A 17,711-nucleotide genomic window follows, 5' to 3' on the forward strand; every position below is an offset into this window, starting at 1 on the left:
AAGGCCGACCCGCGTCCCAGGCACCGCAAGCCACAGAACCCAGCAAATCCACCCACCGCACCGCACCGAACCGAACCACCACGACACCGCGCACCACTCACGCCACAACGCTCACTCCACTACGCGCCCCGCAATGCTCACTCCGCCACTCACTCCGCCTCGCTCACGTCACCACGCCACCACGTCACCAGGCACATCCCGGCCAGGCATGGCACGACGGAGTCCCCCGCCCCCGGGACCTGGCAAACCCGAAACGTCTCCCCGCGCCTCTCGCACCGCCACTCGCGATCCGCACACAACCTCCGCGACATGTGTGCTCCACACCTCCAGCGCCCCACTCACCCGCGCTAGGTGCAACACTCCCAACCCCGCACCCCACCCATCTGCACCCCGCTCTCCCGCTCTCCCGCTCGGCGGATCCCCAGTACCCCGCTCACTCCACACTGCACGGACTCCACCGAGCCCTCCGCCCCGCCTGCCCCACTCACATCCTGCGCACCCCGCCACGCGTCGCCATGCCGCGCGCACTCCACCACGCACCCCCACAACACGCGCTCCACACCCCACGCGCTCCATCAAGCTCGCCGCCGCCCACCTGCCGCCCGCTCAGCCACCCCCAGCGGCCCCGCCACGCGCCCCGCGCTTCATCCCCCCGACACACCCGCGTGCCTCGCGATGCAGCCCCCAACACGCCCTCCGCCAAGCCTGCCTGCCCACACGCCCACGGCCGGCGACCCGCCCCACAACACGCACTCCAAGCCGCATCACCAGACCCGGCGCACCGCTCCACGCTCTCGCGTCGCGCGTACTGCCCGACCAGGCTTCTCGCTCCGCGGAGCCCGCCGTCTACCCGCAGTTCCCGCATCCCGTGCGCGCGGGCGCCCCGCCACCCAAGCCGGAGTACCGCGCCGGGCGCCTCCTCGCCCGGTACCTCGGCGATCGCGGACGCTCCACACCGTGCGTTTCCGCCGCGTGTTCCCACCACCTGCGCCCACCGCGCGCTTGCTCTGTCGAACTCAGGCTGCGGAGTACGGGCTGGGGCACCGGAGAGCCACGTGGCTTGGTGTTGGTCTGGCGGCGGACGGCTCAGGTTGTTGCGAAGGATGGTGGGCCGGGGTCGGAATCGGTTGTCGGGGCGGCGCCATACATCGCGAACTGTGCTGCGTTCGCAAGAGTGGCGTCGGTGGACTTCCAGCGGCTTGTCCGCGTTCCAACGGTGGCGGGTGCGGGCAGGACTGTCCTGCTCCATGGCTCGGGATCGCGCGAGGACGGAAGGACAGGTGTCGAATCCACCAGCTCGGATGCGCGCGGTTCGGGCGCCTTTGACTCGGGTGTGCGTGGCGCGGATGCGCGCGGCTCGGGCGCACGTGACTCCGGCGCACGTGACTCGGGTGTGCGTGGCGCGGATGCGCGCGGCTCGGGCGCACGCGACCCCGGCGCACGTGACTCCGGCGCACGTGACTCCGGCGCACGTGACTCGGGTGTGCGTGGCGCGGATGCGCGTGACTCGGGTGCATGCCGCTCGGTTGTGGGTGGCATCGGCGCGCGCGGCTCGGGTGTGGGTGGATTTGGGGACTGGGTGGTGGTGCGCGGCGGTTTGTGATGGTGAGGGCTTGGTGGGTCTGCCCAGGTGGGGCGGGTGACGTGGACTGTGTCGTTGGTAATGGTGATGTGCCAGTGGCCGGCGTGGAGGTCGGTGTGGTGCCGACGGCAGAGGAGCACGAGGTTTGACACTGCGGTGACGCCGCCGTCGACCCACGGGATCAGGTGGTGGGCGTCGCACATGACGGGTGGGGCGCCGCACACGACACAGCCGCGGTCGCGGGTGTTCAGGGCGCGTCGCATTGCTCTGGTGACGAGGCGTTCGCTTCGACCGACGTCCAGTGGTTCTGATTTCGAGCCGAGGACTACCGGGATGATCTTCGCGTCGCACGCCAGCCGTCGGATGGTGGCGGCGGACAATCCGTTGCTGTACACGGTCTGGCCGATCGCGTCCGCCGTTGCCGCTTTCAGGTCTTGAAGGTCGATCGTCACGGTGATGTTCGCCTTGGCACCGAAGCCGGGCACCACATCACCACTTGAACCTCCGCGCCCAGCAGAGTCCGCAGAGCCTGTGGCGCTCGCGACTGCTGGTTGGGTGCGTCCTGCGGAGTCCGCGGCGCTCTCAGTTTCTGGCGGGGTGCGCACTGCAGCGTCCCCAGACCTCGAGAGGCTCGCGGCCGCTGGTGATGTGCGCCGTGGGGAGTCCGCAGACCCCGACGGGCTCGTGACTGTTGGTGAGGTGCACTCCTCGGAGTCCGCGGACTCCGCAGGGGTCGCGACCGATGGCGGGGTGGTTGTGGAGGGTCGGCGGATGGTGGGGGTTGGGGTGCCGGCGTCTAGGGCTGTGGCGGCGAGAGTGAGGGTGGTGGTTAGGGCGTCGGCTTGGCGCTTTTCGCGGGGGCGGGGGTCGGGGGCGCCGTCGATTGTGTTGTGGGGGCGGGCGGCGGTGATGATCAGGGTGCGGAGGAGTTCGGCGTTCTCGTTGGCCAGGTAGCCCTTGAACTTCACGCCGCGGTCGGCCGAAGTCAGGGTGAGGGTCTCGCGGGCGGCGGCTTTCTGTTCTTCGGGTTCGGGGCCGTCGGTGTCGAGGATGTCGCGGGCCTGGACGGCGGCTTTGCGCAGCTCGGCCGGGGGTAGGTGGCGGGCGAGGCGGACGAGTTCACGTTCGGCGCAGTCGAGGTCGTCGACTGGCACGGTCGACGGTGTCTTTTCCAGCTCGAGCACGATGGCCTCCGCCTGGGCCGACCGCATCAGTACGCCGGTCTCCGGGTCATCAGCCAGGGCAGCGGTGACCGCCTGGTATTTCGGTAGCGCGCGGGCGAGCTGCACATCGCGACGGGCACGGTAGTGATCGAGGCGGTAGCGGTACTCGATGAACTGGATTGTGTCGCAGGCACCGACAGCCTCCGCGTGGCCGCTCCGGTCCAAGGCCGCTAGGAGTCGCAGGCGGTGGGCCTCCAGTCGGGCGAGGTCGGCATGGCTCTGGTCGAGAGCGCGCACGAGCTCGCGCTCGCTCATCACCTCAGGAGGCCGCTCACCCAGGAGTTCCATACCCCAAAGCCTAGACACCCCCTCCGACAGTTTTCAAAGCCAGAACCCCTTTATTTCAAGGGAACTCGTCATCCACAACCTAAACACCCTGTGGATATTGCCATGAGCAACTATCAGGTCCGCCAACGAGTAACGCGTGGGCAGTGGAGGTCAGGGCGTGCAGGGCTGCGCCTTGGGTTCTTTCGGTGGTGATCAGACCGGCGGCACGGAGGACTCTGGTGTGGTCCGAGACGGAGGCCGGTGAGATGCGTAGCCGGCGGGAGAGCTGGGTTGTGCTGGCGGGGTGGACGAGGGCTCGGAGTACGGCGGATCTGGTGCGGCCTAGGAGATCGGCCAACGAGTCAGCGGTGGCGAGTTCGGTGGCGGGGAGTTCCGCGCACGGGTAGATGAGGACGGGACGGCGGTCCGGGACGTGCATGACTGAGCAGGTGGCCGCGAGCGGCGACGGGTAGAGCTCCAGGCCGCGGCCGTTCAGGTGGATGTCGGCGGCTTGGTGGTCGGTGTCGTCGGGGCTGTAGGTGGTGAGGACCGGAGCGGACCAGTCGACATCCGGGTGCAGAGAAGACAGGAGTGCGTCGACGCCTTCGTGGAGGATCGTTCGGGTACGTCGCCCCAGGTCGGCACTGTAGTGATGGTGTAGTTCCGACGGGGCCAGGACGTGCTGGTGGAAATCGCGCACGGCCGCGCCCAGGGCTCGACGGGAACCGGACCGACCTGCAAGCAGGCCCTGCATGTATAGGTCGATCTGGGGCGGTAACCACGGACCTAGCTGCTCGCGGATCACGTCTGCCGGCGTGTCCATCAGCGCCTCGACGGCGGGCTCCAACCCGCCGGTGACGTCGGGGACCAGGAAGCCCGGGAACAGGCCGCCGGGCGAGATCAGCTTGAAGAGTGGGCGCATCGAGCCCCGGACTCGGGGTCCTGCCGAGCGGCGCCACCGGCAGACCGCGGGCGAGAGCGATGGTTGGCCCAGCGCGCGGGCGGCGAGCGCGGCCTCCCGAAGGGGATGCGGTTCGGCCGGGAAGGTGACCCGCCCGAGGTCCGCCGCGGTGAAGTGGACCCGGATCATCCCCCGATTGTGACCGCAGAACGCAGCCGTGGGCAGATTCCTTCGGGCAGACTTCTTCGGTTCAGGCCGAAACCGGTCGCGAGGGACAGTCCTGCTCTCGGACGCTGGTCGGATGAAGCGTCTGGCAGTTCTCACCGTCCTGGTTCTGACCGTGATCACCCCACCGGCGACCGCGAGCGCCGCGTCCACCCACCGACCATCGGAGTACGTCGTCTCGACCACTCCCGGCGACACGCCTGAAGGGATCGCGGTGATGCCCGATGGCACGATGTACGTCACCAGCGTCGGCACCGGCGCCGTGTACCGCGGTACCACCCGCTCCCCCAAACTGACCCAGTTCCTCGCCGCCGGCAGTGACGGCCGGACGTCCGCGACCGGTGTCCACGTCGACCGCTGGGGCCGCGTCCTGATCGCCGGCGCGGGCACCTCGAAGCTGTTCCTGTACGACGCCCGCGGCCGCCTGCTCGCCGTACGCCGGGCCGCCGACGGCTCGTTCCTGAACGACTTCACGATCGCCGGTGACGCCGTGTACGTGACCGATTCGGCACACAATCAGATCTGGCGTGCACCGCTCACGCGCGACGGACTAGGCGAGCTCGAACCGTGGCTCACGCGCGACAGGATGCAGCCCACGCCGTACTTCCTCAACGGCATCGTCACCGACGGCCGCGTGCTCCTGGTCGGCGAGCAGGGTCAGGACGTCACGTACCGGATCGACCTCCGCACGAAGCAGGTCACGGTCCTCGACGTCCCGAACGGCATCCTGTCCGGCGACGGTTACCTCCTCGAGGGACACCGCCTGTACGCCGTCTACAACGCCGGCGGCGGCAAGTACGTCACCAGGCTCGCGCTCCTGAACCACGACCTCACCGAGGCAACGCTGCTCGCGGATTCAGCCCCCAGTACAGCGACCCCGACGACGATTGCTCGCGACCGCGGCCGGCTGCTGTGGGTCAACAGCCAGCTCGACGGTGCTCCCGGAACGCCGCCGTACACCGTGACCGTCGTACCCAGGCTGCGTTAGAGGTCGTCGGTGATGCGGGAGAGGGCTTCGCCGGCTTTGAGGACCAGGGCTCGGTCGGGCTCGTCGAGGCGGCTGAGGAGCTTGGCGAGTTCGTCGGCGGCTTGACGGCCGGAGGCTTCGACGGTGGCGGCGCCGGTGTCGGTGAGGACGACCGCGGTGGCGCGGCCGTCGACGGGGTCGGGCTCGCGGCGCACCAGGCCGGACTGCTCGAGCGCCGCGACCGTGGTGGTCGCGGTGGGTTGTGAGCACGGTACCCGAGCGGCGATCTCGCCGATCCGGATCGGTTGCTCGTCGGCGATCAGCATCAGGGCCAGGAACTGCGTCGGGTGCAGGAGCGTGGTGGTCCTGCTCCGGCGCAGGTGCCTGACGATCCGGTGCATGCTGACCAGCAGCTGCAGTGCTTCCTGCGCCATCGCGTCCACCTCCGTCGGGAAGCGCCATCCTGGCACAGCGGTCCAAATTTCTCCCATCTCCGCAGCTTGATCTCCGGCCGACAGAGGCCGCTCCTGGTGGCGTGCGAGAGCGCCCGTTCCACCAGGCGGCGCGCCGAGCCGTCGCTTCCCCCGCGCTGCCCAGCCGGCGTCTCGACGTACGCCGATGACTTTCGCGTCGCGATCGCCTCTGTATGAGTAGGAGGTGGTCCCCATGACCAACGGGCTGGAAAACAAAAATGTGGTCGTCTACGGAGCCGGTGGGGCGGTCGGCAGCGCGGTCGCTCGCGGGTTCGCCCACGCAGGCGCCAGGGTGTTCCTGACCGGGCGGAATCCCGACAACGTCAACACCGTCGCAAAGGAGATCTCCGCCGCGGGCGGGGCCGTCGAAACCGCGGTGGTCGACGCCCTGGACGAGAAGTCCGTCACCGAACACCTCGACGCCGTCGTCGCCGACGCGGGCAGCATCGACGTGTCGTTCAACGCGATCGGAATCTCACCGCGAGGACTGCAGGGAATCCCCTTCACCGACCTACCGGTCGACGACTTCCTGCGGCCGGTCACGACCTACGCCCGGGCCCACTTCGTGACCGCGAGGTCCGCCGCACGGCACATGATCCCTCGCGGGGCCGGAGTGATCATGATGCACACCCCAGAACCCGCCCGCGTCCCCCTGCCGTTGGTCGGCGGCATGAGTGTCGGCTGGGCGGCGATGGAGGCCCTGAACCGTGCGCTGTCCGCCGAATGGGCGCAATACGGCGTCCGCTCGGTCTGCCTGCGGACCACCGGAATGGTCGAGACACCGGTCATCGACATCGTGTACGGACTGCACGCGGACGCGTTGGGTATCCCCCAGGACCAGTTCACCGCCGCCGCCGGCGCGATGACCCATCGCAAGCGGCCCACGACGCTGGCCGAACTCACAGCGGTCGCGGTGTTCCTCGCCTCCGACCAAGCGTCCGCGATGACCGGAACCGTCGCCAACCTGACCGGCGGACTCGTCGTCGACTGACCACCCGACGCTCCGGCCACCGCACCACGGCGGGGGCCGGAGCACCCCTTATGAGAGGTGTGAACAATGAACGATCTCCTGGCGAGCGCGGTCGCCGCACACGGTGGTATGGACCGATGGAATCGGATCCGGGCGCTCCGCGTCGACGCCGCCATCACCGGTGCCTTCTGGCAGATCAAAGGAAAGAGCGATGCGCTGAAGGCCATCCGCTTCGAGGTGGACACGACCCGAGAACAGGTGACCATGGACTTCGTCGGTCAAGACCGCCGGACGCTCTTCCAGCCCGACAGGGTCGAGCTGCAGCAGCTCGACGGCACCGTGGTCGACGCGCGGGACGACCCGGAACGATCGTTCGACGGCCATCAGTTCCAGACGCCGTGGGACGATCTGCATCTGGCGTACTTCACCGGCGAAGCTCTGTGGACGTACCTGAACACACCGTTCCTGCTCACCTCACCGGGGTTCGTCTGCGAGGAGATCGCGCCCATCGAGGTCGACGGTGAAACCTGGCGGCGGCTCGGCGTGACGTTCCCCGACCACATCAAGACCCACACCCGCAAACAGGTCTTCTGCTTCGGGCCGGACGGGCTGCTGCGCCGCCACGACTTCGCCATCGACATCGTCGACCCCGGCACCGAGTCACAGCTGTACGCCGCCGATTACCGCACCGTCGACGGCATCGTCATCCCAACCACTCGCCGGGCCTACGCCACCATGGGCGACGACCAGGTCGTTCTGGTCGCCATCGACCTGGGCGACATCACCGTCCGCTGATCCCGCTGTCCCTCCACACCAGGGAGAATCATGCGCACCATGGTTGGACCCACAGCCGGCAGCGAGGATTTCGGAACGGTGAGCGAACCGTTCCGGCGAGAGTTGCTGGCCTACTGCTACCGCATGCTCGGCTCGGTCCACGAGGCCGAAGAAGTGGTGCAGGACGTCCTTCTCGATGCTTGGCGAGCCTACGAGGGCTTCGAGGGAAGGTCGTCACTGCGGACCTGGCTGTATCGGATCGCGGCCCGGGCCTGTTTCAAGGCGCTCGAAAAGAGCCGGCGCAGGCCACTGCCCGCCGATCTCGGTGCCCCCGAGGCAGACCCGCAGGCCAGGCTGGTCGAGCGAACCCCAGAGGTGCCGTGGCTCCAGCCGATGCCCGATTTCCTGTTCACCGCCGCGCCGGTCGATCCGGAAGCAGTCGTGGTGGAAAGACAAACGATGCGGCTCGCCCTGGTCGGAGCGCTCCAACAGCTACCGCCCCGACAGCGAGCAGTGCTGATCCTGCGCGACGTACTGCAATGGCGAACCGCCGAGGTTGCGGAACTGCTGGACCTGTCGACCGCAGCCGTCAACAGCGCCTTACAACGAGCCCGGGCGCAGGTTCCGCTCAGCGAAGACGACCTCACCGAACCTGTCGAGCGACAGCAGCGGGCTCTGCTCGACCGGTACACCAAGGCCTTCGAAACCGCGGACGTCGATCAACTCGTCGCGGTGCTGACCGAGGACGCACGCTGGGAGATGCCGCCGATCGCGACCTGGTTCGAAGGCCGCGACACCGTCGTCGCCTTCCTGGCCAGAATGATGCCGACGATCGGACCGGCCGAACTGGTCGCGACCTCCGCCAATGGACAGCCTGCCTTCGCGGTGTACGCCCGCGGTCACGACGGCGCGTATCATCCGCACGCACTGCACGTACTGACGCTCAGCCCCCGAGGCGTCAGCCGGATCGTCGCCTTCCACGGCTCCGGACTGTTTCCGCTGTTCGGACTCTGACGGGCGACGGCATGCCCGACCAGGGAGACATCACCGAGTACGACGCTGCGCTGCATGCGCAACTGCGGCTGTTCTGCCAGCTGATGCTCGGATCGACCGACGCCGCCGACTGCATGCTTCAGCAGATCTACCACCAGCAAGAAGATCTGCCATCGGACCGCGTTCACCTGTTCCGCGTCGCAGCCGGGCTCTGCGGACTCCGGCGATAAGCGGCCCTCCCTGTCAGAGGTGGACCGAGAGGATGCCGAGTGCGAAGGCGAGGCCGGCGAGACCGAGCATGGTCGTTGCCAAGCCGATGAGACGGCGCTGGAGGACCGGGAGCTCGGCGGACGTCGCGAAGACGCGTTGCGGCCAGTGGCGCCAGGAGACGTACCAGAAGATGCCGGTTGCGATCAGCAGCAGGAGGCCTTTGACCGCGTGGATCTGCCAGTGATCGTGATTCAGCAGCAGCAGTACGGCGCCGCTGAGCGCGATCGCCGCGATCAGTCCGACCACCTTCCACCGGTTGCCTGAAGCAATCACAGTGGTGAGTGACTCGCGGCCGTCCTGGTCCTTCCCGAAGTACTTCTTCAGCTTCGGCTGGACGACGAACAGCGAGTACGCCATCCCACCCACCCAGGCCGCCGCGAGGCCGGCGTGGATGATCGCGACGAGGGCGGTCATCGCTGCACCGGCCGCGCGAACGCCTGCGACGGGAACAGGACCGCCCAGGTGAGCGGCTGGTTGGTCTTCTCGATCCGTTTGGCCTCGATGGTCACGGCACGACAGTAGGTCCATCGCGGGTGCACCAGCCGGTAGCCTCGCGGGATGGACCCCTGGCAGACGTTGACGACCGACTACGAACAACGCCGAGCCAGGGAGGACTCCCTGGACCAGTTGATGGAGTGGGAGGCGCAGCGCTCGCTGATCGGCTCGGTCGAGGGAAAGACGATCCTGGACGTCGGCTGCGGCAACGGCGGGAAGGCGATCGAGTTCGTCCGGGACCACGGCGCCGCTGCCGTGGTCGGGGTCGACATCGGCGCGCAGTTCCTCAGACCGCCGGCCGATCTGGACGTCACACTCCTCACGGGGGACCTGTCGGCGCTCGACGAGATCGACGCGCTGGCGGGTCGGCGGTTCGACGTGGTCGTGTTCCTGCAGTCGCTGGCCTACGCCCGGGATCGCGCGCGAACCCTGCGCGCGGTGCGGTCGCTGATCGCGGATGACGGCGTACTCGTGGTGTCGATGGCCCATCCGATCAGGTACGCCGTGGAGCGGTCGGAGCGGGACGGGGTGGGGATCGGCGACGCGTATCACGCGGTCGGGCCGTACTCGTATCCGTCGCTGTGGAACCCCGACGTCACCATCACGCATACGACCGACACGTTCTCGTCGATCCACAATTCCCTGACCGGCAACGGTTTTCGCGTCGATCAGGTGCTCGAGCCGCAGCTGTCCGAGGAGAACAAGCGGCGCTATCCGCACAAGCAGGCGTGGTTGTCGCAGTACGTCGGCATCATCATCTTCCAGGCCCGGCCCGCGTGAACGAGGTCCAGGTTCTGCATCGCACCGGCCAATGGTGTCCCGGCCGTCAGCTCGGTCAGGTCGTCGCGTACGACGTCCACATCCTCCCGCAGTACCAAGTCGCCGGGCGTCCCACCGTCGAGCGCTGCTACCTGCTCCTCGGCGAAGGCGTCCAACTCACCAAGCCGGCCGTGTTCGCGGGCCCGATGGAGGGCTGGTGGTACGTCGACCTGATCGAGCTCGAACGCACCGATCAGGGCCTGGTGGTCCACGACATGTACGTCGACTTCCTGATCCCGCCAGCGCAGAACCGCTACCAGATCCTCGACCTCGAAGAACTCGCCGACGCACTCACCGCCGGCAAGCTCACCCCGGCCCAGTGCGCGAAGGTCCTCACCACAACCCAGCAGTTCATCCACCGCTACCTCCGCGGCCCCGAAGAAGGCCCCCACGGCCCCTCCGCCGAGTTCCCACCCCCTGAGGTGACGACCCTCGAGCAGCTCCCGTCCTTCTTCGAGAAGGTCAGCGACTAGAAACGAACAGGCCCCCGGAAGAACCGGGGGCCTGTTGGAGTGCTGCGGGGTCAGTCCTCGTCGGACTTGCCGGCTTCGAGGTTGGTTTTGATCAGGTCCATGACGGTGGAGTCGGCGAGGGTGGTGACGTCGCCGACCTCGCGGTTCTCGGCGACGTCGCGGAGCAGGCGGCGCATGATCTTGCCGGAGCGGGTCTTCGGGAGTTCCGACACGACCATGATCTGCCGCGGCTTCGCGATCGGGCCGATCTCCTTCGCGACGTGGTTGCGGAGTTCCTGGACCACGTCCGGTCCGCCGTCGCCGGCCTCGGAGCGGAGGATCACGAACGCCGCGATCGCCTGCCCGGTGGTCGGGTCGGAGGCGCCGACGACGGCCGCCTCGGCGACCTTCGGGTGCGACACCAGGGCCGACTCGATCTCGGTCGTCGACAGCCGGTGCCCCGACACGTTCATCACGTCGTCGACCCGGCCGAGCAGCCAGATGTCGCCGTCCTCATCCTTCTTGGCGCCGTCACCGGCGAAGTACATCCCCGGGAACCGCGACCAGTACGTGTCCACGAACCGCTGGTCGTCGCCCCACAGGGTCCGCAGCATCGCCGGCCACGGCTTGGTGATCACGAGGTACCCGCCGGAGCCGTCCGGCACCGGCTGACCCGCGTCGTCGACGACGTCGACATTCACGCCCGGGATCGCCCGCATCGCGGCCCCCGGCTTGCCGGCCGTCACGCCGGGCAGCGGCGAGATCATGTGCATGCCGGTCTCGGTCTGCCACCAGGTGTCGACGACCGGCGCGTTGTTGCCGCCGATGTGCTCGCGGTACCAGACGTACGCCTCGGGGTTGATCGGCTCACCGACGGACCCGATCACCCGCAGCGACGACAGGTCGAACTTCGCCGGGACCTCGGCGCCCCACTTCATGAACGTCCGGATCGCGGTCGGCGCGCAGTACAGGATCGACACCTTGTACTTCTGCACGATCTCCCACCAGCGGCCCTGGTGCGGCGTGTCCGGCGTACCTTCGTACAGCACCGAGGTGGTCGCGTTCGCGAGGGCGCCGTACACGATGTAGCTGTGCCCGGTGACCCACCCGATGTCGGCGGCGGTCCAGTAGACGTCGGTGTCCGGCTTGAGGTCGAACACACCCCACTGCGTGTACGACGTGCCGACCAGGTACCCGCCGGTCGTGTGCAGGATGCCCTTCGGCTTGCCGGTGCTGCCCGAGGTGTACATCACATACAGCGGGTGCTCGGCGTCGAACGCCTCCGGCGCGTGCTCGGTGGACTGCTTGCCGACGAAGTCCTGCCACCAGAGGTCGCGGCCCTCGGTCATGGCGGTGTCCTGGCCCGTGCGCTTCACGACGACCACGTTGCGGACGTCCGGGCAGTCCACCAGCGCGGCGTCCACGGCCGGCTTCAGCGCCGCCGCCGCGCCCCGGCGGTAGCCGCCGTCGGAGGTGATCACGACGCGCGCGTCGCAGTCCAGGATCCGGTCCTTCAGCGCCTCGGACGAGAAGCCGCCGAAGATCACCGTGTGCGGGGCGCCGATCCGGGCGCAGGCGAGCATCGCGACCACGGTCTCGGGGATCATCGGCATGTAGATGGCGACGATGTCGCCGGCCTTGACGTTCAGCTCGAGCAGCGCGTTCGCGGCCTGGCTGACCTCGTCCTTGAGCTGCGCGTAGGTGATCTCGCGGGTGTCACCGGGCTCACCCTCGAAGTAGTACGCGACCTTGTCACCGAGGCCGTTCTCGACGTGCCGGTCGACACAGTTGTACGCCGCGTTGAGCTTGCCGTCGGCGTACCACTTGGCGAACGGCGGGTTGCTCCAGTCCAGCGTCTCGGTCGGCTCGGTGGCCCACGTCAGCCGCTTGGCCTGCTCGGCCCAGAACCCCTCGAGGTCGGCCGCGGCCTTCTCGTACGCGTCGGCCTTCAGGTTGGCGTTCGCGGCGAGCTCGGCGGGCGGCTCGAACCGGCGCTCCTCGTGCATCAGGTTCGACAGTGCCTCGGACGGGGCCCCGGACGGCGCACCGGGCTGGGGTGACTCTGCATTCGTCACGTCGACGACTCCTCCTCGCTGGCTTCGGCGCGCTGGAGCGCCCGGCTACCTTTCTACCAACGCAGACCTTGCCACGGAACCGGTGTCTCGACGAGCCGTTTCGAATCTGCGCCGAACAGGACCAATTCCGGGCCGAGCGGCGGCTGGTTCTCAGGCAATCCGGATCTCAGGCAATCCGGCGGACGGCGGAACCAAACGGGTGCGGTGTGCATCGGAGGTGGTATGAACCCGACGCAGCCGACGCCGATGCGGACCGCCGTGACCGACGAGGGCCGGAAGATCTCGCGGGCCGCCCGGCGCCGGGTGCACGCGCGCGAGCTGCGGGTCCGGCGGACCCAGAAGGACGCCCGCGCCCAGCTGCCGACCTGGTAGTTCTCGACCTGGTAACTCCCGGCCGGCTAGCTCTCGACCGGGGTGCGGCTACTCCTGGTGATAGGCGAGGAGTTTGCCGAGGATCGATCGCAGCCGGGTCCGGTCGGTGGCGGACAGCGGGGCGAAGATCTCCTCCTGCGCCTTGCCGATCAGGTTCGTCAGCCGCCGGTACTGGCGCTTGCCGGCCGTGGTGATCGTGATGATGTTGCGGCGACCGTCGGCCGGGTCGGGGCTGCGCTCGACGTAGCCCTCCTCCTCCAGCTCGTTGAGGGCGGCAACCACATCGCTGCGGTCGATGAAACTGCGCCGCCCGAGCGTGGCCTGACTGGCCGGACCGAACTCCACCAGGGTCGCGAGCAGCCGATAGTGGTACGCCCGCGCACCTCCTGAGGCGAACGACTCGGTGACGATCCGGTGTGCCTGGGCCGCACTCTGGGTCAGCAACCAGCTCGGCAACTGGGCCAGGGCGTTCGGGGTCTGCTCGTCCACCCGCGCAGTCTAGGGGCTGAGGGGTTCCTTCCCCGCGATCCCAGCGTTGGCGCCACCTACGATTCGCGCGCGTCCAGGAGCTCGTCCCAGTGTTCCTCGGCCCACCCACAGAACGCCCGGAGCGGCTCGAGCAGGCTCCGACCGAGGTCCGTGAGCTCGTACGTGACCCGCCGGACCGGCTCGGCGTACTCGGTCCGGCGGACGAATCCGTCCCGCTCCAGCGACCGCAACGACCGGGTCAGCATCTTCGGGCTGACCCGGGCCAGCGGGATCCGCAGCTCGGAGTACCGCCGCGGGCCGTCCTCCAGACAGCGCAGCACCAGCGCCGCCCACTTGTCGCCGCCGACCCGGAACGGCAGCAGCGTCGACGGGCAGATCTCCTCGAACATGTCCGCTCGGAGCGCCTCCATACCCACCACGGTAGCCAAGGTATCCAATCGGAAACCACCCTCCCGCCTACCGTCGCCGTACCCATTCCAAGGAGGTTGCGGTGAGCAAGGTTCTGGTGATCGGCGCCCGCGGACGAACCGGCCGGGCGGCGGTCGAGGAGGCCCGCGGACGAGGCCACGAGGTGGTCGGTGTCGCCCGTACGGCGGATGCGCGGGAGGCGGGCGTCGCCGTCGGGGACGTGACAGACGCGGGGCGGATCGCGGAGTTGGCGGCGGGCCGGGACGCGGTGATCGCGGCGGTCTACGACGGCGGCAGCGACCCGGCCGTGTTCTTCCCGGCGGCGGCGCGAGCGCTCGTCGACGGGCTGGAGAAGGCCGGGGTACGACGGCTCGTCTGGGTCGGTCTCGCCTCGATCCTCCCAACCGCCGACGGCACGCTGCTGATGGACGCAGCGGACTACCCGGGCGAGTACCGATCGTTCTTCCTCGCCCACCAGGCGGCCCTCGACGTCTTCGCGGCCTCGTCCCTCGACTGGGTCTCGATCGCACCGACCGGCGACTTCGACCACGCCGATCCGTCCCTCAAGGGCGGCTACCGGGTCGCCCCGGCGAACGCCGGCGACCTGATCTCGTACGCCGACCTCGCGGTCGCGCTCGTCGACGAGGTGGACCACCCGGCCCACCATCGGACGGCGATCGGGGTAGTGGTCTAGTCGGGATGCTCGCGGCGGCCGGCGGGCGGACGATAGGTTCGGCGTATGGCTGGGGCGGAGGAGTACTTGGGCAAGGCGTTGGCGATCGCGCAGCACGCGGCCGAGACGCAACTGGGAGCGATCCGGGTCGCGGCGGGCCTGGTCGCCGACGCGCTCGCCGGCGGGAAACGGTTCTGGGTGTTCGGCACCGGGCACAGCCACGCGCTGGCCGAGGAGGTCTACGGACGAGCCGGCGGGCTGGCCGACGTACGGGCGATCCTCGAACCCGGACTGATGCTGCACGAGGGCCTGCAGAAGAGCTCGCTGCTCGAACGCCTGCCGGGTCTCGCCGCGGTCCTGCTCGAGATCAACGACCTCGAGGCCGGCGACGTCGTCCTGATCGCGTCGAACTCCGGACGCAACGCCGTACCCGTCGAGTTCGCCCTCGGCGCTCGCGAACGCGGCGCCCAGATCATCGCGCTGACCTCGCTGGCCCACTCCAATGCGACCACGTCCCGCGCGCCCGGCGGTCAGCGCCTCTTCGAGACCGCCGACGTGGTCATCGACAACTGCGGCGTCCCCGGCGACGCCCTGATCGAGGTCCCCGGCGCAGGCGAACCCACCGGCGCCACCTCCACGATGATCGGCGCCCTGCTCCTGCAGGCCCTCACCGTGGAGATCGTCACTCGCCTGACCGAACGCGGTCAGACCCCGAACATCCTCCGCAGCCTGAACGTGTAGCGATGCAGCCTGAGCGTGTAGCGATCAGGTGGCGCGGTAGGCGACGGTGATGTCGTAGCGGTCGGAGCGGTAGACCGACCGGCCGAACTCGATCACCTGGTCGCTCGCGGTGCGCGGCGCCGAGGTGATGATCAGGCACGGGGTGGTGCGGTCGATCTCGAGGAGCTCAGCGTCGCCCGGCTCCGGCGGGGCGGCGACGATGGAGGCGGAGACCATGCCGAGGCTCACGCCGTACCGCGTGGAGAGCTCGGTGTAGAGGCTCTTCTCGGCGAAGTCGATCTCGTCGAGACCCGGGTAGCGCTGCAGGGACAGGGCCGTGCGCTCGACCGCCATCGGCTCACCGTCCGCGGTGCGGAGGCGGACGAGGTGCAGGACGGGGGTACCGATCGGCTCCTCGAGCTCGCGGGCGAGGTCTTCGTCGGCCGCGCCGACGCGGTGCTCGAGGACCTTGGCGCCGGGCTGAATGCCACGGTTCGCCATGTCCTGGCTGAACGAAGAGGCAAGCATCCGGGACGGGCGCGGCTCGGCGACGAACGTGCCGCCACCGGGGCGGCGATTGGCCAGGCCCTCGGCGACCACCCGGTCCACCTCCTGGCGGACCGTCATCCGAGCGACACCGAAGCGCTCGGCCAGGACCCGTTCGGACGGCAGCACGGTGCCGACGGCCAGCGAGCGGGTGAGGTTCTCCAGAATCTCGCGAATCTGGTCACCCTTCGGGCGATCGGTCCGCAGCTCGGTGGGGAGCTCGGCGAGATCGCCTGGGTTGTTCCGTGGGCGGGCCATGAGGTCAGTATCCCTGGGAATTTGCCCGGCAAACCGGTTGCCGGGGGACGCGGGCCGCGGTGTGTCGTACCGCGCAAGCCGCTCGCGACCACAACGTCGCGAACGACCTTCTCAGCCGACTGTAACGTCCACGGCCGTCTCACGGCCAGTGACGATCCACAGGCCCAGCCAATTCACAGCGCGGGTAGTTTTAACGCTATGACCCCGGCACAGTTCGCACAGGAGACGTCGACGACCGGCGAGTGGAAACGGCAGGGCAACAGATTCACCGGCCGGATCAGCCGGGAGTCCACCGCGGCTCCCGGCGCGGGACCGGACGACCAGGGCCGCTGGCCGGTCGAGTCGGGGCGGTACCGGCTGATCGTGAGCCTCGCCTGCCCGTGGGCGCACCGGTCGGTGATCGTCCGCCGGCTGCTCGGCCTGGAGGACGCGATCAGCCTCGGGGTGGTCGACCCGATCCGCGACGAGCGCGGCTGGCGCTTCACGCTGGACCCGGCCGGCCGCGACCCGGTGCTCGGGATCGAGTTCCTCTCCGACGCCTACCACCGCACCGACCCGGCGTACGACGGCCGCGTGACCGTGCCCGCGATCATCGACACCTTGACCGGCGAAGTGGTCACGAACGACTACCCGCAGATCACTCTCGATCTCTCCACGGAGTGGACCGACTTCCACCGCCCGGACGCGCCGCAACTCATCCCGGCGGACGACGCCGCGAGGGCTGAGATGGATCAGCTGATCGAAGAGATCTACCGGGACGTGAACAACGGCGTCTACCGCTGCGGGTTCGCCACGGGTCAGGAGGCGTACGAGGCGGCGTACGACGCTCTGTTCGCGCGGCTCGACGTACTGGAGGAGCGGCTCGCGGACCGGGAGTACCTGCTCGGCGACACCCTGCGCGAGGTGGACGTCCGTTTGTTCACGACGCTGGTCCGCTTCGACGCGGTGTACCACGGGCATTTCAAGTGCAACCGGCAGAAGGTGACCGAGTTCCCGAACCTCTGGGCGTACGCGCGCCGGCTCTACCAGCTCCCCGGCTTCGGCGAGACCGTCGACTTCGACCAGATCAAGCGGCACTACTACGTCACCCACGACACCATCAACCCGACGGGCATCGTCCCGAAGGGCCCGGACCCGTCGGTCTGGCTCAGTTAGCCAGAGCGGTCAGCGCGGCAGTCACGGCCGACCGCAGTTGCGCTCGCGTCGCCCCGGACCGCGAGCGCAGGTTCACGGCATACGCGAGCAGGGTCAGCATCTCCGCCGCTCCCTCGACCTCGACCCCGGAGCGCAACTCCCCGTTGCTCTGAGCAACCTTCAGCGCGGCGGCCAGCGAATCCCGCAGTACGTCGTGATGCTCGGTCAGCACCGCCCGTACGGCGTCCGGCGGGTTCTCGGCGTTCGCGTTCGACATCATGCAGCCCCAGCCGGCGTACTCGCCGGAGAGCCGTAGCCGCAGCAGCTCGTCGAAGAACGCGCGCACCGCCACCAGCCCCCGGCGGTCGGCGGCGAGCTCGTCGAACATCGGCCGGGACCGGTGCTCGAGGTACCGGCGGGCGGCCGCCGCGTACAGGGCGTCCTTGCCGCCGAACGCGTTGTAGAGGCTCGACCGGCTGAGCCCGGTCGCCGCGACCACGTCCTGGATCCCGGTCGCCGCGCTTCCGCGCCGCCAGAACAGCTGCTCGACGACGGCCAGCGCCGCGGCCTCGTCGAAGTGTTTGACATCCGGCATACCCAGCATCATATCTTGGAACGACCGATC

The 17,711-nt window shown here is 68.9% G+C and carries 20 protein-coding genes; 11 read left to right on the forward strand and 9 right to left on the reverse strand.

Translation table 11 applies throughout. From position 1 onward, the window contains the following. Positions 1–1,086 precede the first annotated feature (1,086 nt). Positions 1,087–3,093: an HNH endonuclease signature motif containing protein gene (locus AC0662_RS19700; RefSeq protein WP_478302267.1), complete on the reverse strand. Its 2,007-nt coding sequence runs from the start codon at positions 3,091–3,093 to the stop codon at positions 1,087–1,089. 79 nt (positions 3,094–3,172) lie between these two features. Then, positions 3,173–4,162, reverse strand: a complete 990-nt coding sequence (locus AC0662_RS19705; protein ID WP_452204905.1) for a winged helix-turn-helix domain-containing protein — start codon at positions 4,160–4,162, stop codon at positions 3,173–3,175. Positions 4,163–4,274: 112 nt separating this feature from the next. Between AC0662_RS19705 and AC0662_RS19710 the strand changes: the two genes are divergently transcribed. Continuing rightward, on the forward strand, positions 4,275–5,186 hold the full coding sequence (locus AC0662_RS19710) for an SMP-30/gluconolactonase/LRE family protein (RefSeq protein ID WP_478302269.1): 912 nt from the start codon (positions 4,275–4,277) through the stop codon (positions 5,184–5,186). On the opposite strand, the gene AC0662_RS19715 is transcribed toward AC0662_RS19710, so the two are convergent. After that, entirely contained in the window at positions 5,183–5,599 is a 417-nt protein-coding gene (locus AC0662_RS19715) for a MarR family winged helix-turn-helix transcriptional regulator (protein WP_452204909.1), read from the reverse strand. The genes AC0662_RS19710 and AC0662_RS19715 overlap by 4 nt on opposite strands. Before the next feature lie 232 nt (positions 5,600–5,831). Between AC0662_RS19715 and AC0662_RS19720 the strand changes: the two genes are divergently transcribed. The 4 genes from AC0662_RS19720 (at position 5,832) to AC0662_RS19735 (ending at position 8,605) form a co-directional block, all read left to right on the forward strand. Continuing rightward, positions 5,832–6,629 (forward strand): SDR family NAD(P)-dependent oxidoreductase, encoded by a 798-nt coding sequence (locus tag AC0662_RS19720; RefSeq protein WP_452204911.1) that lies wholly within the window; start codon positions 5,832–5,834, stop codon positions 6,627–6,629. A 66-nt stretch (positions 6,630–6,695) separates the two neighbouring features. Then, entirely contained in the window at positions 6,696–7,403 is a 708-nt protein-coding gene (locus tag AC0662_RS19725) for a hypothetical protein (RefSeq protein ID WP_478302271.1), read from the forward strand. A gap of 39 nt (positions 7,404–7,442) precedes the next feature. After that, on the forward strand, positions 7,443–8,396 hold the full coding sequence (locus AC0662_RS19730) for a sigma-70 family RNA polymerase sigma factor (RefSeq protein ID WP_452204915.1): 954 nt from the start codon (positions 7,443–7,445) through the stop codon (positions 8,394–8,396). Between the two features lie 11 nt (positions 8,397–8,407). After that, a complete protein-coding gene (locus tag AC0662_RS19735; protein WP_478302273.1) occupies positions 8,408–8,605 on the forward strand; it encodes a hypothetical protein in 198 nt (65 codons plus the stop codon). Positions 8,606–8,618: 13 nt separating this feature from the next. Here AC0662_RS19735 and AC0662_RS19740 read toward each other — a convergent pair whose 3' ends face one another. After that, complete coding sequence (locus AC0662_RS19740) at positions 8,619–9,059, reverse strand: hypothetical protein (RefSeq protein ID WP_452204919.1); 441 nt, start codon at positions 9,057–9,059, stop codon at positions 8,619–8,621. Positions 9,060–9,203: 144 nt separating this feature from the next. Here AC0662_RS19740 and AC0662_RS19745 point away from each other — a divergent pair, with 144 nt between their 5' ends. Continuing rightward, complete coding sequence (locus tag AC0662_RS19745; RefSeq protein ID WP_478302275.1) at positions 9,204–9,920, forward strand: class I SAM-dependent methyltransferase; 717 nt, start codon at positions 9,204–9,206, stop codon at positions 9,918–9,920. Beyond that, positions 9,917–10,432, forward strand: a complete 516-nt coding sequence (locus tag AC0662_RS19750) for a DUF402 domain-containing protein (RefSeq protein ID WP_452204923.1) — start codon at positions 9,917–9,919, stop codon at positions 10,430–10,432. The genes AC0662_RS19745 and AC0662_RS19750 overlap by 4 nt, the downstream gene beginning before the upstream one ends. A 50-nt stretch (positions 10,433–10,482) precedes the next feature. Here AC0662_RS19750 and acs read toward each other — a convergent pair whose 3' ends face one another. After that, the gene (acs, locus tag AC0662_RS19755) at positions 10,483–12,486 is read right to left on the reverse strand and encodes an acetate--CoA ligase (protein ID WP_452204087.1); all 2,004 of its coding nucleotides are present in this window, start codon (positions 12,484–12,486) and stop codon (positions 10,483–10,485) included. A 222-nt stretch (positions 12,487–12,708) separates the two neighbouring features. On the opposite strand from acs, the gene AC0662_RS19760 reads away from it, so the two are divergent. Beyond that, on the forward strand, positions 12,709–12,858 hold the full coding sequence (locus AC0662_RS19760) for a hypothetical protein (RefSeq protein ID WP_452204086.1): 150 nt from the start codon (positions 12,709–12,711) through the stop codon (positions 12,856–12,858). 48 nt (positions 12,859–12,906) lie between these two features. Here the strand turns inward: AC0662_RS19760 and AC0662_RS19765 are convergent, their stop codons facing one another. Both AC0662_RS19765 and AC0662_RS19770 read right to left on the reverse strand, forming a co-directional pair. After that, positions 12,907–13,347 (reverse strand): MarR family winged helix-turn-helix transcriptional regulator, encoded by a 441-nt coding sequence (locus AC0662_RS19765; protein ID WP_452204085.1) that lies wholly within the window; start codon positions 13,345–13,347, stop codon positions 12,907–12,909. 56 nt (positions 13,348–13,403) lie between these two features. Beyond that, positions 13,404–13,757 carry a winged helix-turn-helix transcriptional regulator gene (locus AC0662_RS19770; protein WP_478302278.1) on the reverse strand — a complete coding sequence of 118 codons (354 nt, stop codon included), beginning with the start codon at positions 13,755–13,757 and terminating at the stop codon, positions 13,404–13,406. A gap of 80 nt (positions 13,758–13,837) precedes the next feature. On the opposite strand from AC0662_RS19770, the gene AC0662_RS19775 reads away from it, so the two are divergent. Beyond that, positions 13,838–14,449 (forward strand): NAD(P)-dependent oxidoreductase, encoded by a 612-nt coding sequence (locus AC0662_RS19775; protein ID WP_478302280.1) that lies wholly within the window; start codon positions 13,838–13,840, stop codon positions 14,447–14,449. Between the two features lie 45 nt (positions 14,450–14,494). Next, complete coding sequence (locus AC0662_RS19780) at positions 14,495–15,169, forward strand: sugar isomerase domain-containing protein (protein ID WP_452204082.1); 675 nt, start codon at positions 14,495–14,497, stop codon at positions 15,167–15,169. A gap of 24 nt (positions 15,170–15,193) precedes the next feature. Here AC0662_RS19780 and AC0662_RS19785 read toward each other — a convergent pair whose 3' ends face one another. Further along, a complete protein-coding gene (locus tag AC0662_RS19785; RefSeq protein ID WP_452204081.1) occupies positions 15,194–15,952 on the reverse strand; it encodes a GntR family transcriptional regulator in 759 nt (252 codons plus the stop codon). A 198-nt stretch (positions 15,953–16,150) separates the two neighbouring features. Between AC0662_RS19785 and AC0662_RS19790 the strand changes: the two genes are divergently transcribed. Further along, a complete protein-coding gene (locus AC0662_RS19790) occupies positions 16,151–17,107 on the forward strand; it encodes a glutathione S-transferase family protein (RefSeq protein WP_478302282.1) in 957 nt (318 codons plus the stop codon). Here AC0662_RS19790 and AC0662_RS19795 read toward each other — a convergent pair. Next, positions 17,100–17,681, reverse strand: coding sequence for a TetR/AcrR family transcriptional regulator (locus tag AC0662_RS19795; RefSeq protein ID WP_452204079.1), 582 nt, complete (start codon positions 17,679–17,681; stop codon positions 17,100–17,102). The two genes, AC0662_RS19790 and AC0662_RS19795, sit on opposite strands and share 8 nt — an antisense overlap. Positions 17,682–17,711: the final 30 nt, after the last annotated feature.

It is taken from the genome of Kribbella sp. NPDC043289 (genome assembly GCF_056436705.1).

Bases quoted from the DNA above. Each gene is read 5' to 3' on its own strand.
- AC0662_RS19700 (WP_478302267.1), bottom strand. From the start codon at position 3,093: ATGGAACTCCTGGGTGAGCGGCCTCCTGAGGTGATGAGCGAGCGCGAG.
- AC0662_RS19705 (WP_452204905.1), bottom strand. From the start codon at position 4,162: ATGATCCGGGTCCACTTCACCGCGGCGGACCTCGGGCGGGTCACCTTC.
- AC0662_RS19710 (WP_478302269.1), top strand. From the start codon at position 4,275: ATGAAGCGTCTGGCAGTTCTCACCGTCCTGGTTCTGACCGTGATCACC.
- AC0662_RS19715 (WP_452204909.1), bottom strand. From the start codon at position 5,599: ATGGCGCAGGAAGCACTGCAGCTGCTGGTCAGCATGCACCGGATCGTC.
- AC0662_RS19720 (WP_452204911.1), top strand. From the start codon at position 5,832: ATGACCAACGGGCTGGAAAACAAAAATGTGGTCGTCTACGGAGCCGGT.
- AC0662_RS19725 (WP_478302271.1), top strand. From the start codon at position 6,696: ATGAACGATCTCCTGGCGAGCGCGGTCGCCGCACACGGTGGTATGGAC.
- AC0662_RS19730 (WP_452204915.1), top strand. From the start codon at position 7,443: ATGGTTGGACCCACAGCCGGCAGCGAGGATTTCGGAACGGTGAGCGAA.
- AC0662_RS19735 (WP_478302273.1), top strand. From the start codon at position 8,408: ATGCCCGACCAGGGAGACATCACCGAGTACGACGCTGCGCTGCATGCG.
- AC0662_RS19740 (WP_452204919.1), bottom strand. From the start codon at position 9,059: ATGACCGCCCTCGTCGCGATCATCCACGCCGGCCTCGCGGCGGCCTGG.
- AC0662_RS19745 (WP_478302275.1), top strand. From the start codon at position 9,204: ATGGACCCCTGGCAGACGTTGACGACCGACTACGAACAACGCCGAGCC.
- AC0662_RS19760 (WP_452204086.1), top strand. From the start codon at position 12,709: ATGAACCCGACGCAGCCGACGCCGATGCGGACCGCCGTGACCGACGAG.
- AC0662_RS19770 (WP_478302278.1), bottom strand. From the start codon at position 13,757: ATGGAGGCGCTCCGAGCGGACATGTTCGAGGAGATCTGCCCGTCGACG.
- AC0662_RS19780 (WP_452204082.1), top strand. From the start codon at position 14,495: ATGGCTGGGGCGGAGGAGTACTTGGGCAAGGCGTTGGCGATCGCGCAG.
- AC0662_RS19785 (WP_452204081.1), bottom strand. From the start codon at position 15,952: ATGGCCCGCCCACGGAACAACCCAGGCGATCTCGCCGAGCTCCCCACC.
- AC0662_RS19790 (WP_478302282.1), top strand. From the start codon at position 16,151: ATGACCCCGGCACAGTTCGCACAGGAGACGTCGACGACCGGCGAGTGG.
- AC0662_RS19795 (WP_452204079.1), bottom strand. From the start codon at position 17,681: ATGCCGGATGTCAAACACTTCGACGAGGCCGCGGCGCTGGCCGTCGTC.